At 60.5% G+C, this 17,630-nt stretch carries 16 protein-coding genes; 6 read left to right on the top strand and 10 right to left on the bottom strand.

Features of this window, described 5'->3' with window-relative positions; genetic code table 11:
- Positions 1-87 precede the first annotated feature (87 nt).
- Positions 88-1,188, bottom strand: a complete 1,101-nt coding sequence (gbcB, locus tag AB4P94_RS08855) for a glycine-betaine demethylase subunit GbcB (protein ID WP_395610235.1) — start codon at positions 1,186-1,188, stop codon at positions 88-90.
- A 281-nt stretch (positions 1,189-1,469) separates the two neighbouring features.
- On the opposite strand from gbcB, the gene gbcA reads away from it, so the two are divergent.
- The gene (gbcA, locus tag AB4P94_RS08850) at positions 1,470-2,765 is read left to right on the top strand and encodes a glycine-betaine demethylase subunit GbcA (protein ID WP_395610234.1); all 1,296 of its coding nucleotides are present in this window, start codon (positions 1,470-1,472) and stop codon (positions 2,763-2,765) included.
- A gap of 910 nt (positions 2,766-3,675) precedes the next feature.
- Here the strand turns inward: gbcA and AB4P94_RS08845 are convergent.
- From AB4P94_RS08845 to AB4P94_RS08820, 6 genes are all read right to left on the bottom strand, one after another.
- Complete coding sequence (locus AB4P94_RS08845; RefSeq protein ID WP_395610233.1) at positions 3,676-4,446, bottom strand: electron transfer flavoprotein subunit beta; 771 nt, start codon at positions 4,444-4,446, stop codon at positions 3,676-3,678.
- Between the two features lie 10 nt (positions 4,447-4,456).
- A complete protein-coding gene (locus AB4P94_RS08840; protein ID WP_395610232.1) occupies positions 4,457-5,677 on the bottom strand; it encodes an electron transfer flavoprotein subunit alpha/FixB family protein in 1,221 nt (406 codons plus the stop codon).
- On the bottom strand, positions 5,677-7,620 hold the full coding sequence (gene dgcB, locus AB4P94_RS08835) for a dimethylglycine demethylation protein DgcB (protein ID WP_395610231.1): 1,944 nt from the start codon (positions 7,618-7,620) through the stop codon (positions 5,677-5,679). Before dgcB ends, AB4P94_RS08840 begins: the two co-directional genes overlap by 1 nt.
- 172 nt (positions 7,621-7,792) lie before the next feature.
- Entirely contained in the window at positions 7,793-9,853 is a 2,061-nt protein-coding gene (dgcA, locus tag AB4P94_RS08830) for a dimethylglycine demethylation protein DgcA (protein ID WP_395610230.1), read from the bottom strand.
- Between the two features lie 15 nt (positions 9,854-9,868).
- On the bottom strand, positions 9,869-10,399 hold the full coding sequence (locus AB4P94_RS08825; protein WP_016972865.1) for a DUF5943 domain-containing protein: 531 nt from the start codon (positions 10,397-10,399) through the stop codon (positions 9,869-9,871).
- A gap of 77 nt (positions 10,400-10,476) precedes the next feature.
- Complete coding sequence (locus tag AB4P94_RS08820; RefSeq protein WP_176996679.1) at positions 10,477-11,454, bottom strand: dipeptidase; 978 nt, start codon at positions 11,452-11,454, stop codon at positions 10,477-10,479.
- Positions 11,455-11,674: 220 nt separating this feature from the next.
- On the opposite strand from AB4P94_RS08820, the gene AB4P94_RS08815 reads away from it, so the two are divergent.
- The 3 genes from AB4P94_RS08815 to AB4P94_RS08805 are packed head-to-tail and all read left to right on the top strand — an operon-like array spanning position 11,675 to position 13,041.
- On the top strand, positions 11,675-12,076 hold the full coding sequence (locus tag AB4P94_RS08815; protein ID WP_395610229.1) for a lysozyme inhibitor LprI family protein: 402 nt from the start codon (positions 11,675-11,677) through the stop codon (positions 12,074-12,076).
- 39 nt (positions 12,077-12,115) lie between these two features.
- Positions 12,116-12,598: a hypothetical protein gene (locus AB4P94_RS08810; protein WP_395610228.1), complete on the top strand. Its 483-nt coding sequence runs from the start codon at positions 12,116-12,118 to the stop codon at positions 12,596-12,598.
- A gap of 26 nt (positions 12,599-12,624) precedes the next feature.
- Positions 12,625-13,041 (top strand): DUF3010 family protein, encoded by a 417-nt coding sequence (locus tag AB4P94_RS08805; RefSeq protein ID WP_395610227.1) that lies wholly within the window; start codon positions 12,625-12,627, stop codon positions 13,039-13,041.
- Positions 13,042-13,109: 68 nt separating this feature from the next.
- Here the strand turns inward: AB4P94_RS08805 and AB4P94_RS08800 are convergent, their stop codons facing one another.
- The 3 genes from AB4P94_RS08800 to AB4P94_RS08790 form a co-directional block, all read right to left on the bottom strand.
- Entirely contained in the window at positions 13,110-13,934 is an 825-nt protein-coding gene (locus AB4P94_RS08800) for an IS3 family transposase (protein WP_395611313.1), read from the bottom strand.
- A gap of 8 nt (positions 13,935-13,942) precedes the next feature.
- Positions 13,943-14,245 (bottom strand): transposase, encoded by a 303-nt coding sequence (locus AB4P94_RS08795; protein ID WP_014717988.1) that lies wholly within the window; start codon positions 14,243-14,245, stop codon positions 13,943-13,945.
- Positions 14,246-14,424: 179 nt separating this feature from the next.
- Entirely contained in the window at positions 14,425-15,369 is a 945-nt protein-coding gene (locus tag AB4P94_RS08790) for a GlxA family transcriptional regulator (protein WP_395610226.1), read from the bottom strand.
- Positions 15,370-15,562: 193 nt separating this feature from the next.
- On the opposite strand from AB4P94_RS08790, the gene AB4P94_RS08785 reads away from it, so the two are divergent.
- Positions 15,563-16,507, top strand: a complete 945-nt coding sequence (locus AB4P94_RS08785) for a choline ABC transporter substrate-binding protein (RefSeq protein WP_395610225.1) — start codon at positions 15,563-15,565, stop codon at positions 16,505-16,507.
- Positions 16,508-16,585: 78 nt separating this feature from the next.
- Entirely contained in the window at positions 16,586-17,473 is an 888-nt protein-coding gene (locus tag AB4P94_RS08780) for a 3-keto-5-aminohexanoate cleavage protein (protein WP_395610224.1), read from the top strand.
- Positions 17,474-17,630: the final 157 nt, after the last annotated feature.

The raw sequence follows: 17,630 nt of genomic DNA, 5'->3' as shown, positions 1-17,630 counted from the left end.
CGAAGGCGGTGTGTCAGCCACTGAAAGTGTTGACTGAAACACCGCATTCGCGAGCAAGCCCGCTCCCACATTGGGCCATGTGAATCTTCAGAATTCGATACGCACATCCCCCTTGGGCACGCTGCAGCACGACAGGATGTAACCCTCGGCTTCGTCTTCCTCGGTAATCCCGCCGTTGTGGTCCATCTCGACCTCTCCGCCCAGCTTCATCACCTTGCACGTCCCGCAAATGCCCATGCCGCACGCTTTCGGGATCAGCAGGCCGAGCTTGGCCGCCGCTGCGTGCACGGTTTCGCCCGGTGCCACGCGGATGCTTTTGCCCGAGGCAATGAATTCCACCTGGTGCAGATCCGCCAGGTCGATTTCCGGCGCTTCGGCGGCTTGTTCGGCTTGTTCTACTGCGTCCGCGCGCGCTTCCGGTGGCGTAGCGCCGAAGGATTCCTCGTGATAACGCGCCATGTCGAACCCGGCCGCTTCCAGCAGGCGCTTCACCGCGTTCATGTAGGGCGTAGGCCCGCAGCAGAACACTTCGCGCTCAAGGAAGTCCGGCACCATCAGCTCGAGCATTTTGTGGTTCAGGTAACCGCGATAACCCGCCCAAGGCTCGCCCAAGCCGTGTTTTTCGCAGATCAGGTGCAGGCTGAAGTTATCGATCCGCGACGCCATGTGCTCCAGCTCGCGGTGGTAGATGATGTCTTTGGGCGAACGGGCGCTGTGGATAAACGTCATGTCGACGTTGGCGTTGGTGTCGTAGAACCAGCGCGCCATGGACATGACGGGCGTGATCCCAACGCCGCCGCTGAGGTACAGCACTTTCGGGCTTGGGAAGTCGATGGCGTTAAACAGACCGACCGGCCCGTGTACCGCCAACTCTTGCCCTTCATGAAGGGTGTCGTGCAGCCAGTTGGAAACGCGCCCGCCCGGCACGCGCTTGATGGTCACCGAAAAGCTGTAAGGCACCGACGGCGAACTGGAAATAGTGTAGGAGCGCATGATCGGCTGGCCTTCGATTTCAAGCTCCAGGGTGACGAACTGCCCGGGCTTGAAGAAGAACAGGATCGGCTGATCAGCCATGAAGCAGAAGGTGCGCACATCCCAGGTTTCCTGGATGACTTTGACGCAACGGACGATGTGCCGGCCATTGGCCCAGGTCTGGGTGGTTACCGGATTCAGGAAATTATTGGACATGGTGTTCTCCGTAGCCGTGCGTCGGCCTGATGGTGGCGATTCTGCGTAACGCCGGAACCGCCCATTTACCTATCTGCGACATTCACATACTTATCGCGACCAGCCCCCATACCACGGGGCTTGCGCGTCGGGATCAGAGTGGGCCATGTCGCTAATGGACAAGGTTCTGGCGTTCAGCGGCCCCACACTCGCTTCAGACAACGACGCTTTCTTTACGCCTTGCTGCACACCTGATCAGCCACTTATCTCGGCCACACAGAATGGCCATGAGGACATACACGATGGACGTCACCGCAACCTTAAGCTTGGGCGATCCGCTGGAACCCGCACGCAAGGCCACCGCGCAAATGCTGCAAGAGCGCGAGCGCACCTTTTCGCTGCCGCAGCCGTTTTACTCTGATGAACGGCTGTTCGATATCGACATGCAGGAAATTTTCCAGAAAGAGTGGTTGATCGCCGGCATGACCTGCGAGATCCCCACCAAGGGCAACTACATCACCCTGCAAATCGGCAAGAACCCGATCATCGTCATCCGTGGCGCCGACGGCGTGGTGCACGCGTTCCACAACGTCTGCCGCCACCGGGGTTCGCGCCTGTGCACCAGCGACAAGGGCAAGGTCGCCAAACTGGTGTGCCACTACCACCAGTGGACTTACGAGCTGGACGGCCGCCTGTTGTTCGCCGGCACCGAGATGGGCGCCGACTTCGACATGAAGCAATACGGTCTCAAGCCGGTCAACGTGAAGACCGCCGGTGGTTACATTTTCATCAGCCTGTCGGAAAACCCGCCGGCCATTGATGACTTCCTGTCGACACTGAACCACTACATGGAACCGTACGACATGGAGAACACCAAGGTGGCGATCACCACCACCTTGTTCGAGAAAGCCAACTGGAAACTGGTGCTGGAAAACAACCGCGAGTGCTACCACTGCAACGCGTCGCACCCGGAACTGCTGAAAACCCTGCTGGAATGGGACGACGTCACCGACCCACGGGCCGACCAGGCCTTCAAGGATCACGTCGCCGCCTCCGCTGCCGCCTGGGATGCCGAGAAGATCCCTTACGCCCACGCCAGCTTCGGCCTGCGTAACCGCATCGTGCGCATGCCGCTGCTCAAGGGCACCGTGTCGATGACCATGGACGGCAAACAAGGCTGCGCCAAGCTGATGGGCCGCATCAAGAACCCGGACCTGGGCTCGATGCGCATCCTGCACCTGCCGCACTCGTGGAACCATTGCATGGGCGACCACATCATCGTGTTCACCGTGTGGCCGATCAGCGCCCAGGAAACCATGGTCACCACCAAGTGGATCGTGCACAAGGACGCCGTGGAAGGTGTGGACTACGACGTCGACCGCATGCGCCAAGTGTGGGACGCCACCAACGACCAGGACCGTCGCCTGGCCGAAGAGAACCAGCGCGGGATCAACTCCACGGCCTACCAGCCAGGTCCGTATTCCAAGACCTATGAGTTTGGCGTGGTGAATTTTGTGGACTGGTACAGCGAGCGGTTGCTGAGCAACCTGGGGGCGGCGCCTGCGCCTTACCTCAAAGGTGTGGCGGTGCACGAGTAACAGAGACTCCACCGATCTGACGGTGAGAACAGGCTTGTGTGGGAGCGGGCTTGCTCGCGAAAGCGGAGTGTCAGTCGCCGATGATGGTGACTGACACGTCGCCTTCGCGAGCAAGCCCGCTCCCACATTTGGATTTCCATATTGTTCATAATTTGATCAATCCTCTTGCAGCCCTGAAGCGCTCTGCCCTCCAGCCTTTACCCAACAACTTATCCACAAAGCCACCCACAGCAATTGTGGGCAACTGCGCCTTCCTCCCAAAATTAAATGAAGAAAATCCGTGACTTATTTAAATTGACGGGTTTTACGCACACCTGATCATTTATTGATCAACACCCTGCAAGCCACGGAATTCTTGGCCTACAGCAGTACGCGAACACCTTATCCACAGAAGCACCAACAGACTTTGGGGGCAACTTTGGCTACGCTGTGGAAAACCACGTCAAACCTTCATAAACCGGGGCACTCAGGGATTTAAGTCGGTCAAAGGCACGAATTGGTCATATTTCAACCAACTCACTGAAAGCCTCTATTTACATGGGCCGTAGCCAATAGCGAACATCTTATCCACAGAAGCGCCAACAGACTTTGGGGGCAAGTCTGTATAAGCGCTCAAAGTTATTCAGTGAGAAAACCCAGGAAAAACCGTCAGTTAGCCTGGTTATTTTTCGTACAGAGGGCTGGAGGGCTTGATTCACAGGGGGTGTGGACAAGCGCGAACAGGTTATCCACAGGTGGGTCAACAGGGATTGTGGGTAAGCTCACGGACATTGCAAACTAAAGTGGGGGCTTTCTGTGGCGAGCAAGCTTGCTTGCGCTGGGGTGCGAAGCGCCCCTAAGGGCAGGCGACTGCTGCGCAGTCGAGCGGGAGCAAGCTCCCTCGCCACAACAAGCCCGCTCCCACAGGGGTTCAGCGTACGACGCCTTCTTCGATGAGCAACTTGAGGATCGCTTCGGCACCGGCTTCGGGAGTTAGCCCCTTGAGCACCTGCCCACCGCCGCCACTGGCCTTGGCGGTGGCTGCCTTCATGCGATCAGCACCGCTCTTGGCCTTGATCACCTTGAGGCGCTTGGGCCGAGGCTTGGCCGGTTGCAATACGGCGCCTGTGAATAACTCATCTTCTTCAACTTCGACCTCATGCGCCGCCAGCTCACCGCGCTGCGCGGGGCCATAAGCGCTTTGGCGTGGCTTGGGTGCGGCGTTATCCACCGTGGCCAGAAACGGCAAGCGCACTTTCAAACGCCTCCGTTGACCGCGCGGCAGGGCTTGCAGCACATGCGCCACACCGCCGTCGATGGATTCAACCTGCGCCAGCCCCACAATCAGCGGCCAGCCCAGTTGCTCAGCCAGCAGGAAAGGCAACATGCCCGAGCCTTCGCCGGTTTCTGCCTGGCTGCCGGCAAGCACGACCTGGGCGCCGGCCTCGCGCAGATAATCGCTGAGCACCGGCAACGCATCGCTGCCCGCCGGCTGCTCCAACACATGCAGTTGCGGCAAGCCCATGCCCAGGTAGCTGCGCAACGTCGGCTCATGGAGGTTGCCCGCGTGCAGCACCTGCAACTTATCCCCAGCCATTTGCAGGCCCAACTCGACCGCGCGCGCGTCTTGCTCGGCGCGGCGCGGGCGCCCGGAAGTCGGGTGGGCGCCGATGGACACCAGGCTGATTACATTCGTGGTCATGGCCATTTCCTTAAGCTGCATCGCGCTTGGCGCCGTTGCGGTAGGTTTCGACCGCCGCAATCAACGCTTGCAGGATTGCGGCGCTTTCGCCGATCACCGACAGGTCGGCACGCTTGATCATGTCGCAGCCCGGGTCGAGGTTGATCGCCACCACTTTGTCGCAGGCACCGATGCCTTGCAGGTGCTGGATCGCCCCGGAAATCCCCACGGCCACGTAAACTCGCGCCGTGACCCAGGTGCCGCTGGCGCCGACCTGGCGGTCGCGGGCCATGAAGCCATCGTCCACCGCCACCCGCGAGGCGCCTTCGGTGGCGCCCAATGCGGCGGCAGTCTGGTGGAACAATGCCCAGTCCTTCACACCGTTGCCGCCAGAGAAAATGAATTCGGCTTCGGCCATGGGAATCGCTGCCGGGTCCACCGCCACCGCCCCCAGATCCTCGATACGTGGCAGGCTGCGCGCCAAGGGTGTGGATAACTCCACGGGCAGAACTTCGTGACGGGTTTCGCTGACCGGTTCGGCGCATTCCACGGCGGCGAGAATCAGGCGTGGCAGTGGCCGAGCCAGATCTTCCTGGCCCGCACCGGCGCGACCGATGCACTCCTCGCCCTTGATCTGCCAGACGCGCGTGGCCGGACGTTCCTTGAGGCTCGCAGCAAAACGTCGGCCCAATTCACCGCCGCCGCTGCGGCTGTCCGGCAGCAGCCAATGGCGCGGGTTGAATTGGTTATCCACAGCCCGAAGGCCCTGGACGCGTTGCTCCGGTGAATAACCGTCGAATGCGTGGCCTTCCAGCACCAGCAGGCGATCAACACCGGCCGTGGCAAACGCACTTTCCTTGTGTTCGCCAAACACCACGGCCAGCACTGCGCCGTCGCTGCCCGCCAACTGGCGGGCCAGGCCGAGCACGTCACGGTCGTGGCTGCTCAGGCGGCCGCCAACCATATCCGGCACCACGTTGATGTAGAACGCAGGCGCTGGAACCTGGTGCAACGGCAACTGCACTTCCACCGCCGCCGTGCGTTTGGCGGCGCCGCCCTGCTGGGCGCCGCTGCGGTCGATACGCTTGATGCCGTTGGGGCCGATAAAACCGACACCATGCACATTTTTGCGGATGACACCGTTAGGTCCCATCCAGCTGTGTTGCACCGGCTGCATCGCCGCATGCAGCGGGTGCAGGCGGTTGCGGGCGATCCATTCGGCCCGGGGGTCGCGGCGGATAATCTCGCTCATCAGTGCACCTCCGCAGGTTCACGTTTTAAAGGGACCTTCGCCGGCGCAGTGTCTTCAAGCAACGCGTCGGCCACCAACTCGGCGATGTCCTTGATCAACGGACGCGGCTCAACCACACCTTCGAGCATCGCCGTGCACTGTGGACAACCCACGGCCACCAGCTCGGCGCCGGTTTCGCGGATGTCGTCCATGCGCATATCGGGAATACGTTGCTTGCCGGGAATGTCTGTGATCGGCGCCCCGCCACCGCCGCCGCAGCAGCGTGAACGGAAGCCCGAACGTTGCATCTCCTTGACCTCGATACCCAGCGCGCGCAGTACCTGACGCGGTGCCTCGTATTCGCCGTTGTAGCGGCCCAGGTAGCACGGGTCGTGATAGGTCACGCTGCTGCCCTTGTGTTGGCCCAGGTTCAACGCGCCTTCGCCGATCAGCTCGGCCATGAAGGTGCTGTGGTGCTGCACGAGGTAATTGCCGTTGAAGGCGCCGTACTCGTTCTTCAGTACGTGGAAGCTGTGCGGGTCGCAGGTGACGATACGTTTGAAGCAATACTTCTCCAGCGTCTGGATATTACGCGTGGCCAGCAATTGGAACGTCGCTTCATCGCCCAGGCGCCGAGCGACGTCGCCGCTGTCGCGTTCTTCCAGGCCCAGCACGGCGAAATCAACCTTGGCCGCTTTCAGCACTTTGACGAACGCACGCAAGGTGCGCTGGTTACGCATGTCGAAGGCGCCGTCGCCGACCCAGAACAGCACGTCGGTGGTGCCTTTTTCGCTGAGCAACGGCAGGTTCAGATCCGCCGCCCAGTTCAACCGGCCACCCGGTGCAAAACCGCCGGGGTTGTCGGTGGCGATCAGGTTTTCCAGGACTTCAGCGCCCTTGTTCGGCGTGGCGCCCTTTTCCAGGGTGAGGTGGCGGCGCATGTCGACGATGGCGTCCACGTGCTCGATCATCATCGGGCACTCTTCCACGCAGGCGCGGCAGGTGGTGCACGACCACAGGGTTTCAGCGTCCACCAGGCCGTTGACGATCGGCTGATGCGGATTGCCGCCGTGTTCGCCGATGGGTTTGCCCGGATAGGGGCTGCCGGCGAACTTGGCATCGGTGCCGCCGGCCAGGCCGACCACCATGTCCTGAATCAGCTTTTTCGGGTTCAGCGGTTGGCCGGCGGCGAATGCCGGGCACGCGGCTTCGCACTTGCCGCACTGCACGCAAGCATCAAAACCAAGCAGTTGGTTCCAGGTGAAATCCTTGGGTTTTTCCACGCCCAGTGGCGCGGATTTATCGCTGAGGTCCAGCGGTTTCAAACCGGTGGAACGGCCGCCGCCAAAGCGTTCGGCGCGACGGTGCCAGGCCAGGTGCAAGGCACCGGCGAAGGCGTGTTTCATCGGGCCGCCCCAGGTCATGCCGAAGAACATCTCGCTCACGCCCCACAGAACGCCCACGCCGAGCAACGCGGCAAGCAGCCAGCCGCCGAAGTCCGCTGGCAGAATCCCAGCCACCGGCAGCGTCACCAGGAAAAAACTCACCGAGAACGCCATCAGACTTTTCGGCAGGCGCATCCACGGGCCTTTCGACAGACGCGACGGCGGGTTGCGGCGGCGCAGGTAGACGAACGTGGCGCCGACAAACATCAGCACCGAAGCCAGCAACAAGGCATAGCCGAGGATACGGTTATGCAGGCCGAAGCCGTGCACCAGAATGGCGAGCAGCGCCGACAGCACAAAGCCCAACGCCGTGGCGACGTGGGTATTGGCAATGTATTTGTCGCGGGCGACCACGTGGTGCAGGTCGACCATGTAGCGCTTGGGCATAGCCAGCAGGCCGCCCAGCAGGTCGACCTTTGACGCGCGGCCACGGCGCCACATGTTCACCCGGCGCAGGGCGCCGAGGACGGCGAGGCCCAGGGCGGTGAACAAGAGAATAGGCAGCAGGGTGTTCAACATGGTGAAGCTCCCAAAGACCACACAGGTCTACTGTGAAACTGGACCTAAATGTGGGAGCGGGCTTGCTCGCGAAGGCGGTGTGTCAGCTGACGCATTCGGTGGCTGATTCACCGCCTTCGCGAGCAAGCCCGCTCCCACATTTTGACCGAGTACACATTGGTTCAAGGCTGGGTCAGAAATCCTTGCACAAGCGCAGGGCGTCATAGATCGCAGCGTGGGTATTGCGCTGCGCCACACAGTCACCGATGCGGAACAGCAAGTACCCATCACCCGCTTCGCTCAGGCAAGGTTGCGGCTTGATTGCGAACAGGGCTTCGACGTCGATCTGGCCTTTGTTGCGCGAGCCTTCCTTGAGGGCGTAGTAAATGGCTTCGTCCGGGCGCACGCCGTTTTCGACGACCACCTGGTCCACCACCCGCTCCTCTTTGGCGCCGGTGTATTCGTTCTCCAGCACTGCCACCAGCTTGTCGCCTTCGCGGTAGACCTTTTCCAGCATCATGTCGCCGGTCATGATCACTTCTTTGGGGTACATGCTGCGGTAGTAAGTCGGGAACGATGTACCGCCGATGGCCACGCCCGGCTTGATGTCGTCGGTGACGATCTCGACCTGGCTGCCTTTGTCCGCAAGGAAATCCGCCACCGACATGCCGGTGAATTCGCAGATGGTGTCGTACACCAGTACGTTTTTGCCCGGCGCGACTTTGCCATCGAGCACGTCCCAGCTGCTGACGATCAAGCCTTCGGCCGCGCCCCAGTGTTCGTTCTGCTCGACGTTCGGGTTGCCGCCCACGGCCAGCACGACCACGTCCGGGCGCAGGTCCAGGATGGTGTCGGCATCCGCCGCCACACCCAGGCGCAGGTCGACCTTCAGGCGCGCCAGTTCCAGCTGGAACCAGCGCGTGATACCGGCAATCTGGTCACGTTGCGGGGCTTTCGAGGCGGTGGTGATTTGCCCGCCGATAAATTCTTTCTTCTCGAACAGGGTCACGTCGTGGCCCCGTTCAGCGGCAACGCGCGCAGCTTCCATCCCGGCCGGGCCGGCACCCACCACCACGACTTTGCGTTTTGGCCCGGTGGATTTCTCGATGATGTGCGGCACGCCCATGTATTCACGGGAGGTCGCGGCGTTCTGGATGCACAGCACGTCCAGGCCTTGATACTGGCGGTCGATGCAATAGTTGGCGCCGACGCACTGTTTGATCTGGTCGATCTGGCCCATCTTGATCTTGGCGATCAGGTGCGGGTCGGCAATGTGGGCACGGGTCATGCCGACCATGTCCACGTAGCCGCCTTCCAGAATGCGCGTGGCCTGGTTCGGGTCCTTGATGTTCTGCGCGTGCAGCACCGGCACCTTGACCACTTCCTTGATGCCGGCCGCCAGGTGCAAAAAGGGCTCCGGTGGATAACTCATGTTGGGGATCACGTTGGCCAGGGTGTTGTGCGTGTCGCAACCCGACCCCACCACACCGATGAAGTCGAGCATGCCGGTGTCGTCGTAGTACTTGGCGATCTGTTTCATGTCCTCGTGGGACAGGCCGTCCGGGTGGAATTCGTCACCGCACAGGCGCATGCCCACGCAGAAGTCATCACCCACTTCGGCGCGCACGGCCTTGAGCACTTCCAGGCCGAACTTCATGCGGCCTTCAAAGGTGCCACCCCATTCGTCGGTACGCTTGTTGACCCGTGGGCTCCAGAACTGGTCGATCATGTGCTGGTGCACGGCGGACAGTTCCACACCGTCCAGGCCACCGGCCTTGGCACGTTTGGCGGCGCTGGCGTAGTTGCCGATCACGCGCCAGATTTCTTCCGGCTCGATGGTCTTGCAGGTGGCACGGTGCACCGGCTCACGCACGCCGGACGGCGACATCAGGGTTGGCCAGTTAAAACCGTCCCAACGCGAGCGGCGGCCCATGTGGGTAATCTGGATCATGATCTTGGCGCCATGCTTGTGCATGGCGTCGGCCAGGTTCTGGAAGTGCGGGATGATGCGGTCGGTGGACAGGTTGACCGAACTCCACCACTCCTGGGGGCTGTCGATGGCCACCACCGAGGAGCCGCCGCAGATCGCCAGGCCGATGCCGCCCTTGGCTTTCTCTTCGTAGTACTTCACGTAGCGGTCAGTGGTCATGCCGCCGTCGGTGGCATACACCTCGGCGTGGGCAGTGCTGAGCACGCGGTTGCGGATGGTCAGCTTGCCGATCTGGATCGGCTGGAACATTGCTTCGAAAGCCATGGCACGGTCCTCGGCTTACAACGGCTTGACGGTGAACAGGCCGTCATCGTGGCCCTCTTCGGAGCCTCCGTAGACTTGCTCTGCAACAGTGCGAATCTTGCTGCCACGCGCTTGAAGAATCTGGTCCATGGCGCCGGCAAACCAGCCGGTGAACATGTAGTCGACCTTGCGCCCGACCTTGCCGTACACGTAGACAAACGCCGAGTGTTCCAGCTTGACGCTGGCGGTGCCTTTGTCCAGGTCAATGTCCTGGATCTTGAACAGGCCCCAGCCGCGTTGCGACAGGCGCTTCATGTAGTGCTCGAACACTGCGACGCCTTCCAGGCCGTGGCATTCGGCTTCTTTCTCGCACCAGTGCCAGGCGGACTTGTAGCCGGCTTTGTAGAGGATTTCGGCATAGGCATCGGCGCCCAGCACTTCTTCGATACCGATGTGGTTGTTGACGAAGAAATGGCGCGGCACGTACAGCATCGGCAGCGCGTCGGAGGTCCAGACACCGGTTTCGCTGTCGACTTCGATAGGCAATTGCGGGGCGATCTTGGCCATGGAAACTTAACTCCAGAAAATTCGTTTGGATGCCCCCGGCGCCGGATGGCCAGGGGAAAAGAAGTGTCAGTGGTGGCTTATTCGCCCCAGACGTCCTTCAGGACATTGACCCAGTTCTCGCCCATGATCTTGCGTACCACGCGCTCGCTGTGGCCGCGCTTGAGCAGGGTCTCGGTGAGGTTGGGGAACTCGCCCACGGTGCGGATGCCCAGCGGGTTGATGATCTTGCCGAAGCTGGTCAGGCGGCGGGCGTAGCCCTTGTCATGGGTCAGCATTTCGAAGAAATCCTGGCCATGGCCCTGGGTGAAGTCGGTGCCGATGCCGATGGCGTCTTCGCCGACGATGTTCATGGTGTATTCGATGGCTTCGGCGTAGTCGTCGATGGTGGAGTCGATGCCCTTGGCCAGGAACGGCGCGAACATGGTCACGCCGACAAAACCGCCGTGGTCCGCAATAAACTTAAGCTCTTCATCGGATTTGTTGCGCGGGTGCTCTTTAAGGCCTGACGGCAGGCAGTGGGAGTAGCACACCGGCTTTTTCGATTCGAGGATGACTTCTTCGGACGTTTTGGAGCCCACGTGGGACAGGTCGCACATGATGCCGACGCGGTTCATCTCACCGACGACTTCACGGCCAAAGCCCGACAGGCCGCCATCACGCTCGTAGCAACCAGTGCCAACGAGGTTCTGGGTGTTGTAGCACATCTGCACCACGCCCACGCCGAGCTGCTTGAAGATCTCGACGTAGCCCAGTTGGTCTTCAAACGCATGGGCGTTCTGGAAGCCGAAGATGATGCCGGTTTTGCCCAGTTCCTTGGCGCGGCGGATGTCGGCGGTGGTTTTCACCGGGATCACCAGGTCGCTGTTCTCACGGATCAGGGTCTGGCTGGCCACGATGTTATTGATGGTGGCCTGGAACCCTTCCCACACCGACACGGTGCAGTTGGCGGCGGTGAGGCCACCTTTGCGCATGTCCTCGAACAGGTCGCGGTTCCACTTGGCAATGATCAGCCCGTCGATAACGATGCTGTCGGCGTGCAATTCGGCTGGGCTCATCAGGCGTCCCCTTATTGGCGATTCATGCGCCGAATCGTCTGCCGGCGCTTTGGGGCCAGCATATGCCCAGGGGCCGACAGAGCCGGGTGCAAAAACGACAGGGGAATTGCCGAAAGCGTCAATCCGCGACAAAGGCCTACATGACATCTCTGGCTGGCGGCTGTTCTTTGTCCCACGCTTGAGCCAGAATTTGCGTCATCACCTGATATGAGACGGCGCAATGAAATCGATTTTCCTGGCTTTGGCACTCATCGCAACCACCGCCCACGCGGCTGAAGACACCGACAACACGCCGTGCGATGGCATTGAAAACGACAAGCAAACCCTGGAATGCGCCACCTACAACAAGACCACCGCCGAGCAATTGCTCAAAGATAACTATCAAGGCCTGCTGGAACGCATGGGTTCGACCTATGCCAGCAACAAGTCGCAACTGGCCGACATTACCGCTCGTCTGAAGGATGCCCAGCAGAAGTGGGAAAAATTGCGTGATGCCGATTGCGCGGTGGACACCTTCCCGGCGGTAAACGGCAGCAAGCAGTACGCGATCCAGCAGAACGACTGCTTGGCGCGGATGAGTGATGAGCGGTCGGAGTTTTTGGAGTCGATCGGGCAGGAATAACAGGCCTGACACCGCCTGGAACATTGAAAAGGAATTCACATGTATTACGCCCGCGAAGCGGAACGGGATTACCTGTTCACGCGCGCTGTTCTGCTGTTTCTATTCACATTGATACTGTCACTGATGCTGTCCCTGTCGGTCAGCCGGGGTGCACCACACGGACTGATCAAGGCAGCCCCCGTAGAAGCAGTTGGGGAAATCACTCAACTCGAAAGCGTCGGCCCGCGAAACGCAAGCACCAACGTTTATTACTCGTTCAGCCATGAAGGCCAGCGCGAAGACGGCATGGTGAATAACAACAGCTTCGTTGAAGACCCTGGTTACGAAGTCGGCGACGAGGTCGCCGTGGTGTATTCAAAATGGTTTCCAACGGTGCATAACATCAAGGCCAACTTCCATTCGAGTTCGCCTAATTTCTACATCATGAGCGCCAGCAGCGGCTTAATAATTGTGTGCTGGATGCTGATCCTGTGGACCGTGCACCGGATCTATCAGCACAAAGCCGAAGATCGCTATTACTGACCCCCTCTCATTCAATAGGCTTGAAAATGACTCTCTGCGGCATCGAAATCAAAGGCAGCGAAGCCATCATCGCTGTCGCGTCCCTGGACAACGGGGCGCTGGCCCATGTCGCCCTGGCCATCAAGAAAATCGCTCTGGAAGACGACGATGAAGCGGCCAACGTCAAAGCCTTCGCCACCCAAGTGAAGGCTTTTGTGCAGGCAAATACCATCACTCGCATTGCGATCAAGAAGCGCAGCAAGAAAGGCGAATTCGCCGGTGGCCCGACTACGTTCAAGATTGAAGGGGTGTTTCAGTTGCTGGATGGGGTGGAGGTGACGCTGCTGTCGCCGCAGACCATTAATGCACAGAACAAGAAGCACAACTTTGAACTGCCAGCGACGCTGAACAAGTACCAGCATGAAGCCTACAAAGCGGCGTGCTCGGCCCTGCTAAAGAAGTAAGCCACTGCAGAAATTAAATGTGGGAGCTGGCTTGAACTGGTCAAGTAATCTTGGACACTGATTACGGTTCACGCCGCCACCCTTTCCTTCACGACCGGCGACCTGTAGTCGTTATAGCTGTGAGGCCTGCTGATGTTGTAGCGCGAGACATAGCGCTGCACGTCTGCCCGGGCCTCATGTTCCAGTTTGTAGCCCGTTTCAGGAACCCACTCGGATTTCAAACTACCAAAGAAACGCTCCATCGGGGCGTTGTCCCAGCACTCGCCTTTACGGCTCATGCTTTGCCTAAATCCATGTTTCACAAGCGCGTTTCTGAATTTATGGCTGGTGTACTGGCAACCTTGGTCAGAATGAAACAGCACATCCTGGGGATGGCCACGCAACTCCACCGCCATGCGTAGTGCTTCGCAGGTCAGGTTGGCATCAGAAATCATCGAGAACGACCAGCCTACGATCCTGCGAGCGTACAGATCCAGAACGGCGGCGAAGTACATCCAACGCTTGCCGACCTTGATGTACGTTACGTCGCCACACCACACCTGATTAACCGCCGTCACATCAAACTTTCGCTTGAGCATATGCGGCGCCACCAAGGCCTCCACGCCCGGCGACTTGTACTTATGGCGCCTGCGCTGACGACTAGCGATGCCAGCTTCGCGCATCAAGTTGCGAGCCATATAACGTCCGACACGATGTCCTTTGGCTTGCAGCTCCTTGGACAAGGTACGTGCGCCCGCCGACTCTCTCGACGCCTTGTGGTACCTGACCAGCGCGGCTTTGAGCTTTTCCCGCTCAGGATTTGCTCTGCCTTGGCGCTGGCGCCAGGCATAGAAGCTGCTGCGGTTAACCCCGAACGCCCGGCAACACCTTTTAACGCCGTACTGCTCGTCCAGCTCATCGATCAGCGTGAATGATCTTTGGCGTCCAAAAGCAGGAGAGCACTGGCCTTTTTTAAGATTTCAATGTCCAGGTCTTTCTCCCTGAGCAGGGCTTTGAGTCTCTGGATCTCTCGTTGATCAGCCGTAATTGCTTTGGCTCCCACCGGAGTCGAGCCCAAGCGTTCTTTTTGCACTTGATCGACCCAACGGCGCAGAGCAGTAGGGCCAATATCCAGGCTGGCACAGACCTCGGTAACCGGCTGACCTTCATCCAGCACCATGCTGGCAGCCTTGAGCTTGAACTCACTCGAATAAGATTTACGCATATCCAAACACCTCAGATTTGGGCGCTATCATAGCGCCCGATTGAAGTGTCCAAAATCATTAGGCCAGTTCAGCTTGCCTGCGATAGCGGTGGGTCAGCACCATGGATGCCATCTGATAAACCGCTATCGCAGGCAAGCCAGCTCCCACATTTGATCTGTATTGCTCTCGAAATCCGGGCTCAGACCACCTCCCCTCGCCGATCCTCCCGCGGGCATTTCGCAAACCGCGCCCTATAACTGCGGGTGAAATACGACGGCGACTCAAACCCGCACGCAATACTCACTTCCAGCACACTCATGCCGCTTTGACGCAAGAGCTGCCGGGCTTTTTCCAGGCGCAGGCCGAGGTAGAAGTTGCTCGGTGTGTCATTGAGATGCAGACGAAACAGCCGCTCCAGCTGTCGGCGCGTGACTTTGATCGCGTCGGCCAACGCCAAGGTGCTCAGCGGCGGCTCGGTGTGCTGTTCCATCTCGCCAATCACCTGCACCAGTTTCTTGTTGTTGATGCCATAACGCGTAGCGATCTGCATGCGCTGGTGGTCTTTGCGCGGGCGGATGCGGCCGAGCACGAACTGTTCGGACACCTGGATCGCCAGCTCCGGGCCGTGGGCCTGGGCGATCAGGTCGAGCATCAGGTCGATGGAGGCCGTGCCGCCGGCGCAGGTGATGCGGCGGCGGTCGATTTCGAAGAGTTCCTGGGTCACGGTGAGTTGCGGATAGGACTCCTTGAACGCGTCGATGGCCTCCCAGTGCAGGGTCAGGCGGTGGCCGTCGAGCAATCCCGCTTCGGCCAGCACGCAGGCGCCAGTGTCGATGGCGCCGAGGGTCACGCCGTCGTGATCAAGGCGGCGCAGCCAGTGTTCCAGCAGCGGCGTGGCGAACTTCAAGGGCTCAAAGCCTGCGACCACCATCAGCGTCGCGCCCTTTTTCAGTGGCTCCAGCGCGGCGTCGGCGTTGACCGACATGCCATTGCTCGCCAGCACCGCGCCGCCATCCGCACTCAACACGTGCCAGCGGTACAGCTCGCCGCGAAAGCGGTTGGCCACTCGCAACGGTTCCAGCGCGGAGATAAAGCCAATGGCCGAGAAGCCCGGCATCAGCAAAAAATAGAAATCCTGGGACATGGTGGCGCTCTCGTCAGGCGGGCAGCGTGGCACTGTGATACTCCCGTTCTCGGGTGGATTCAAGGGGGCAGGTCGCTGCAGTGCAAGAGCTGGTCGCCGCCGTGCGTTTTGTCGCCCCCTGGCTTGCGTAACTTGGCCTCACGGCGCACAAAGACGCCGGACCCCACAATAACGACCTGCCGAGGGATCCACCATGAACCGACTGATCAGCCGCTGCGTGCTTGCACTCAGCGCCAGCGCCATTTTGAGCACCAACGTGATGGCCGCCGACGCGGCGTCCTGTCAGAACGTGCGCATGGGCGTGGTGAACTGGACCGACGTAATCGCCACCAGCGCCATGACCCAAGTGTTGCTCGACGGCCTCGGCTACAAGACCAAACAAACCAGCGCTTCCCAGCAAATCATCTTCGCCGGCATCCGCGACCAGCGCCTGGACCTGTTCCTCGGCTACTGGAACCCGTTGATGACCCAGACCATCACCCCGTTCGTCGACGCCAAGCAAGTCAAAGTCCTCGACAAACCGAGCCTGGAAGATGCACGCGCCACCCTCGCCGTGCCGACTTACCTGGCTGACAAGGGCCTGAAGACCTTCGCTGACATTGCCAAGTTCGAAAAAGAACTGGGCGGCAAGATCTATGGCATCGAGCCCGGCTCGGGCGCCAATACGCAGATCAAGGCGATGATCGCCAAGAACCAGTTCGGCCTGGGCAAGTTCCAACTGGTGGAGTCCAGCGAAGCTGGCATGCTCGCCGCCGTCGACCGCGCCGTGCGCCGCAAGGAAGCCGTGGTGTTCTTCGGCTGGGCGCCGCACCCGATGAATGTCAACGTCGCGATGACTTACCTCACCGGCAGCGACGACGCCCTGGGCCCGAACGAAGGCATGGCCACAGTATGGAGCGTCACCTCGCCGACTTACGCCGAACAGTGCCCGAACATCCACAAACTGCTGACCAACCTGACTTTCACCGCCGCCGACGAGAGCCGGATGATGCAACCGCTGCTGGATCACAAGGACGCCATCGAGTCCGCCAAGCAGTGGCTCAAGGATCACCCGCAAGACCAGCAGCGCTGGCTGGAAGGCGTGACCACCTTCGACGGCAAACCGGCTGCAGCCAACCTGCAACTGACCGCCAAATAACCTGATTCGACTCACCGTGTCGCAGCCGCTGTTGGCTGCGAACGGCATCACTACGCCCGCCTGTAAGGAACCTGCCTCATGAACCACGACGTCATCATCACCTGCGCACTCACCGGTGCTGGCGACACGACCAGCCGCAGCCCACACGTGCCGGTCACTCCCAAACAAATCGCCGCCGCCGCCGTGGAAGCCGCCAAGGCCGGCGCCACCGTTGTGCACTGCCATGTGCGTGACCCGCAAACCGGCAAGTTCAGCCGCGATGTCGCCCTGTACCGTGAAGTGATGGAGCGCATTCGCGAGGCCGACATCGACATCATCGTCAACCTCACCGCCGGCATGGGCGGCGACCTGGAAATCGGTGGCGGCGAGAACCCGATGGAGTTCGGCCCCAACACCGATCTGGTCGGCCCGCTGACCCGCCTGGCCCACGTGGAAGAACTGCTGCCGGAAATCTGCACACTGGATTGCGGCACCCTGAACTTCGGCGACGGCGACACCATTTACGTGTCCACCCCGGCGCAATTGCGCGCAGGCGCCAAACGCATTCAAGAGTTGGGCGTAAAGGCCGAGCTGGAAATTTTCGACACCGGCCACCTGTGGTTCGCCAAGCAGATGATCAAGGAAGGCCTGCTCGATAACCCGCTGTTCCAGCTGTGCCTGGGCATCCCGTGGGGCGCTCCGGCCGACACCACCACCATGAAAGCCATGGTCGACAACCTGCCGGCCGACGCCGTGTGGGCGGGCTTCGGCATCGGCCGCATGCAAATGCCGATGGCCGCGCAAGCCGTGCTGCTGGGCGGCAACGTGCGGGTCGGCCTGGAAGACAACCTGTGGCTGGACAAAGGCGTGCTGGCGACCAACGGCCAACTGGTGGAACGCGCCAGTGAAATCCTCAGCCGCCTGGGCGCACGGGTCATGACCCCGGCCGAAGGCCGCGTGAAGATGGGCCTGACCAAGCGCGGCTAACCCACACCCCCCCTGTGGGAGCGGGCTTTGTGGCGAGGGAGCTTGCTCCCGCTGGGCTGCGCAGCGGCCCCAAGATCTTGGGAGCGCTTCGCACTCCAGCGGGAGCAAGCTCCCTCGCCACAGCAAGCCAGCTCCCACAATGAATCACCGAACTTTT

Origin of the sequence: Pseudomonas sp. B22129 (genome assembly GCF_044218875.1) — a bacterium.
Taxonomy (GTDB): domain Bacteria; phylum Pseudomonadota; class Gammaproteobacteria; order Pseudomonadales; family Pseudomonadaceae; genus Aquipseudomonas.
Note: the sequence above shows the minus strand (reverse complement) of the source record. Positions and strands in the feature narration are given on the sequence as shown.

Coding starts and splice junctions, on each gene's coding strand:
- gbcB (WP_395610235.1), bottom strand. CDS start 1,188: ATGTCCAATAATTTCCTGAATCCGGTAACCACCCAGACCTGGGCCAAT.
- gbcA (WP_395610234.1), top strand. CDS start 1,470: ATGGACGTCACCGCAACCTTAAGCTTGGGCGATCCGCTGGAACCCGCA.
- AB4P94_RS08845 (WP_395610233.1), bottom strand. CDS start 4,446: ATGACCACGAATGTAATCAGCCTGGTGTCCATCGGCGCCCACCCGACT.
- AB4P94_RS08840 (WP_395610232.1), bottom strand. CDS start 5,677: ATGAGCGAGATTATCCGCCGCGACCCCCGGGCCGAATGGATCGCCCGC.
- dgcB (WP_395610231.1), bottom strand. CDS start 7,620: ATGTTGAACACCCTGCTGCCTATTCTCTTGTTCACCGCCCTGGGCCTC.
- dgcA (WP_395610230.1), bottom strand. CDS start 9,853: ATGGCTTTCGAAGCAATGTTCCAGCCGATCCAGATCGGCAAGCTGACC.
- AB4P94_RS08825 (WP_016972865.1), bottom strand. CDS start 10,399: ATGGCCAAGATCGCCCCGCAATTGCCTATCGAAGTCGACAGCGAAACC.
- AB4P94_RS08820 (WP_176996679.1), bottom strand. CDS start 11,454: ATGAGCCCAGCCGAATTGCACGCCGACAGCATCGTTATCGACGGGCTG.
- AB4P94_RS08815 (WP_395610229.1), top strand. CDS start 11,675: ATGAAATCGATTTTCCTGGCTTTGGCACTCATCGCAACCACCGCCCAC.
- AB4P94_RS08810 (WP_395610228.1), top strand. CDS start 12,116: ATGTATTACGCCCGCGAAGCGGAACGGGATTACCTGTTCACGCGCGCT.
- AB4P94_RS08805 (WP_395610227.1), top strand. CDS start 12,625: ATGACTCTCTGCGGCATCGAAATCAAAGGCAGCGAAGCCATCATCGCT.
- AB4P94_RS08795 (WP_014717988.1), bottom strand. CDS start 14,245: ATGCGTAAATCTTATTCGAGTGAGTTCAAGCTCAAGGCTGCCAGCATG.
- AB4P94_RS08790 (WP_395610226.1), bottom strand. CDS start 15,369: ATGTCCCAGGATTTCTATTTTTTGCTGATGCCGGGCTTCTCGGCCATT.
- AB4P94_RS08785 (WP_395610225.1), top strand. CDS start 15,563: ATGAACCGACTGATCAGCCGCTGCGTGCTTGCACTCAGCGCCAGCGCC.
- AB4P94_RS08780 (WP_395610224.1), top strand. CDS start 16,586: ATGAACCACGACGTCATCATCACCTGCGCACTCACCGGTGCTGGCGAC.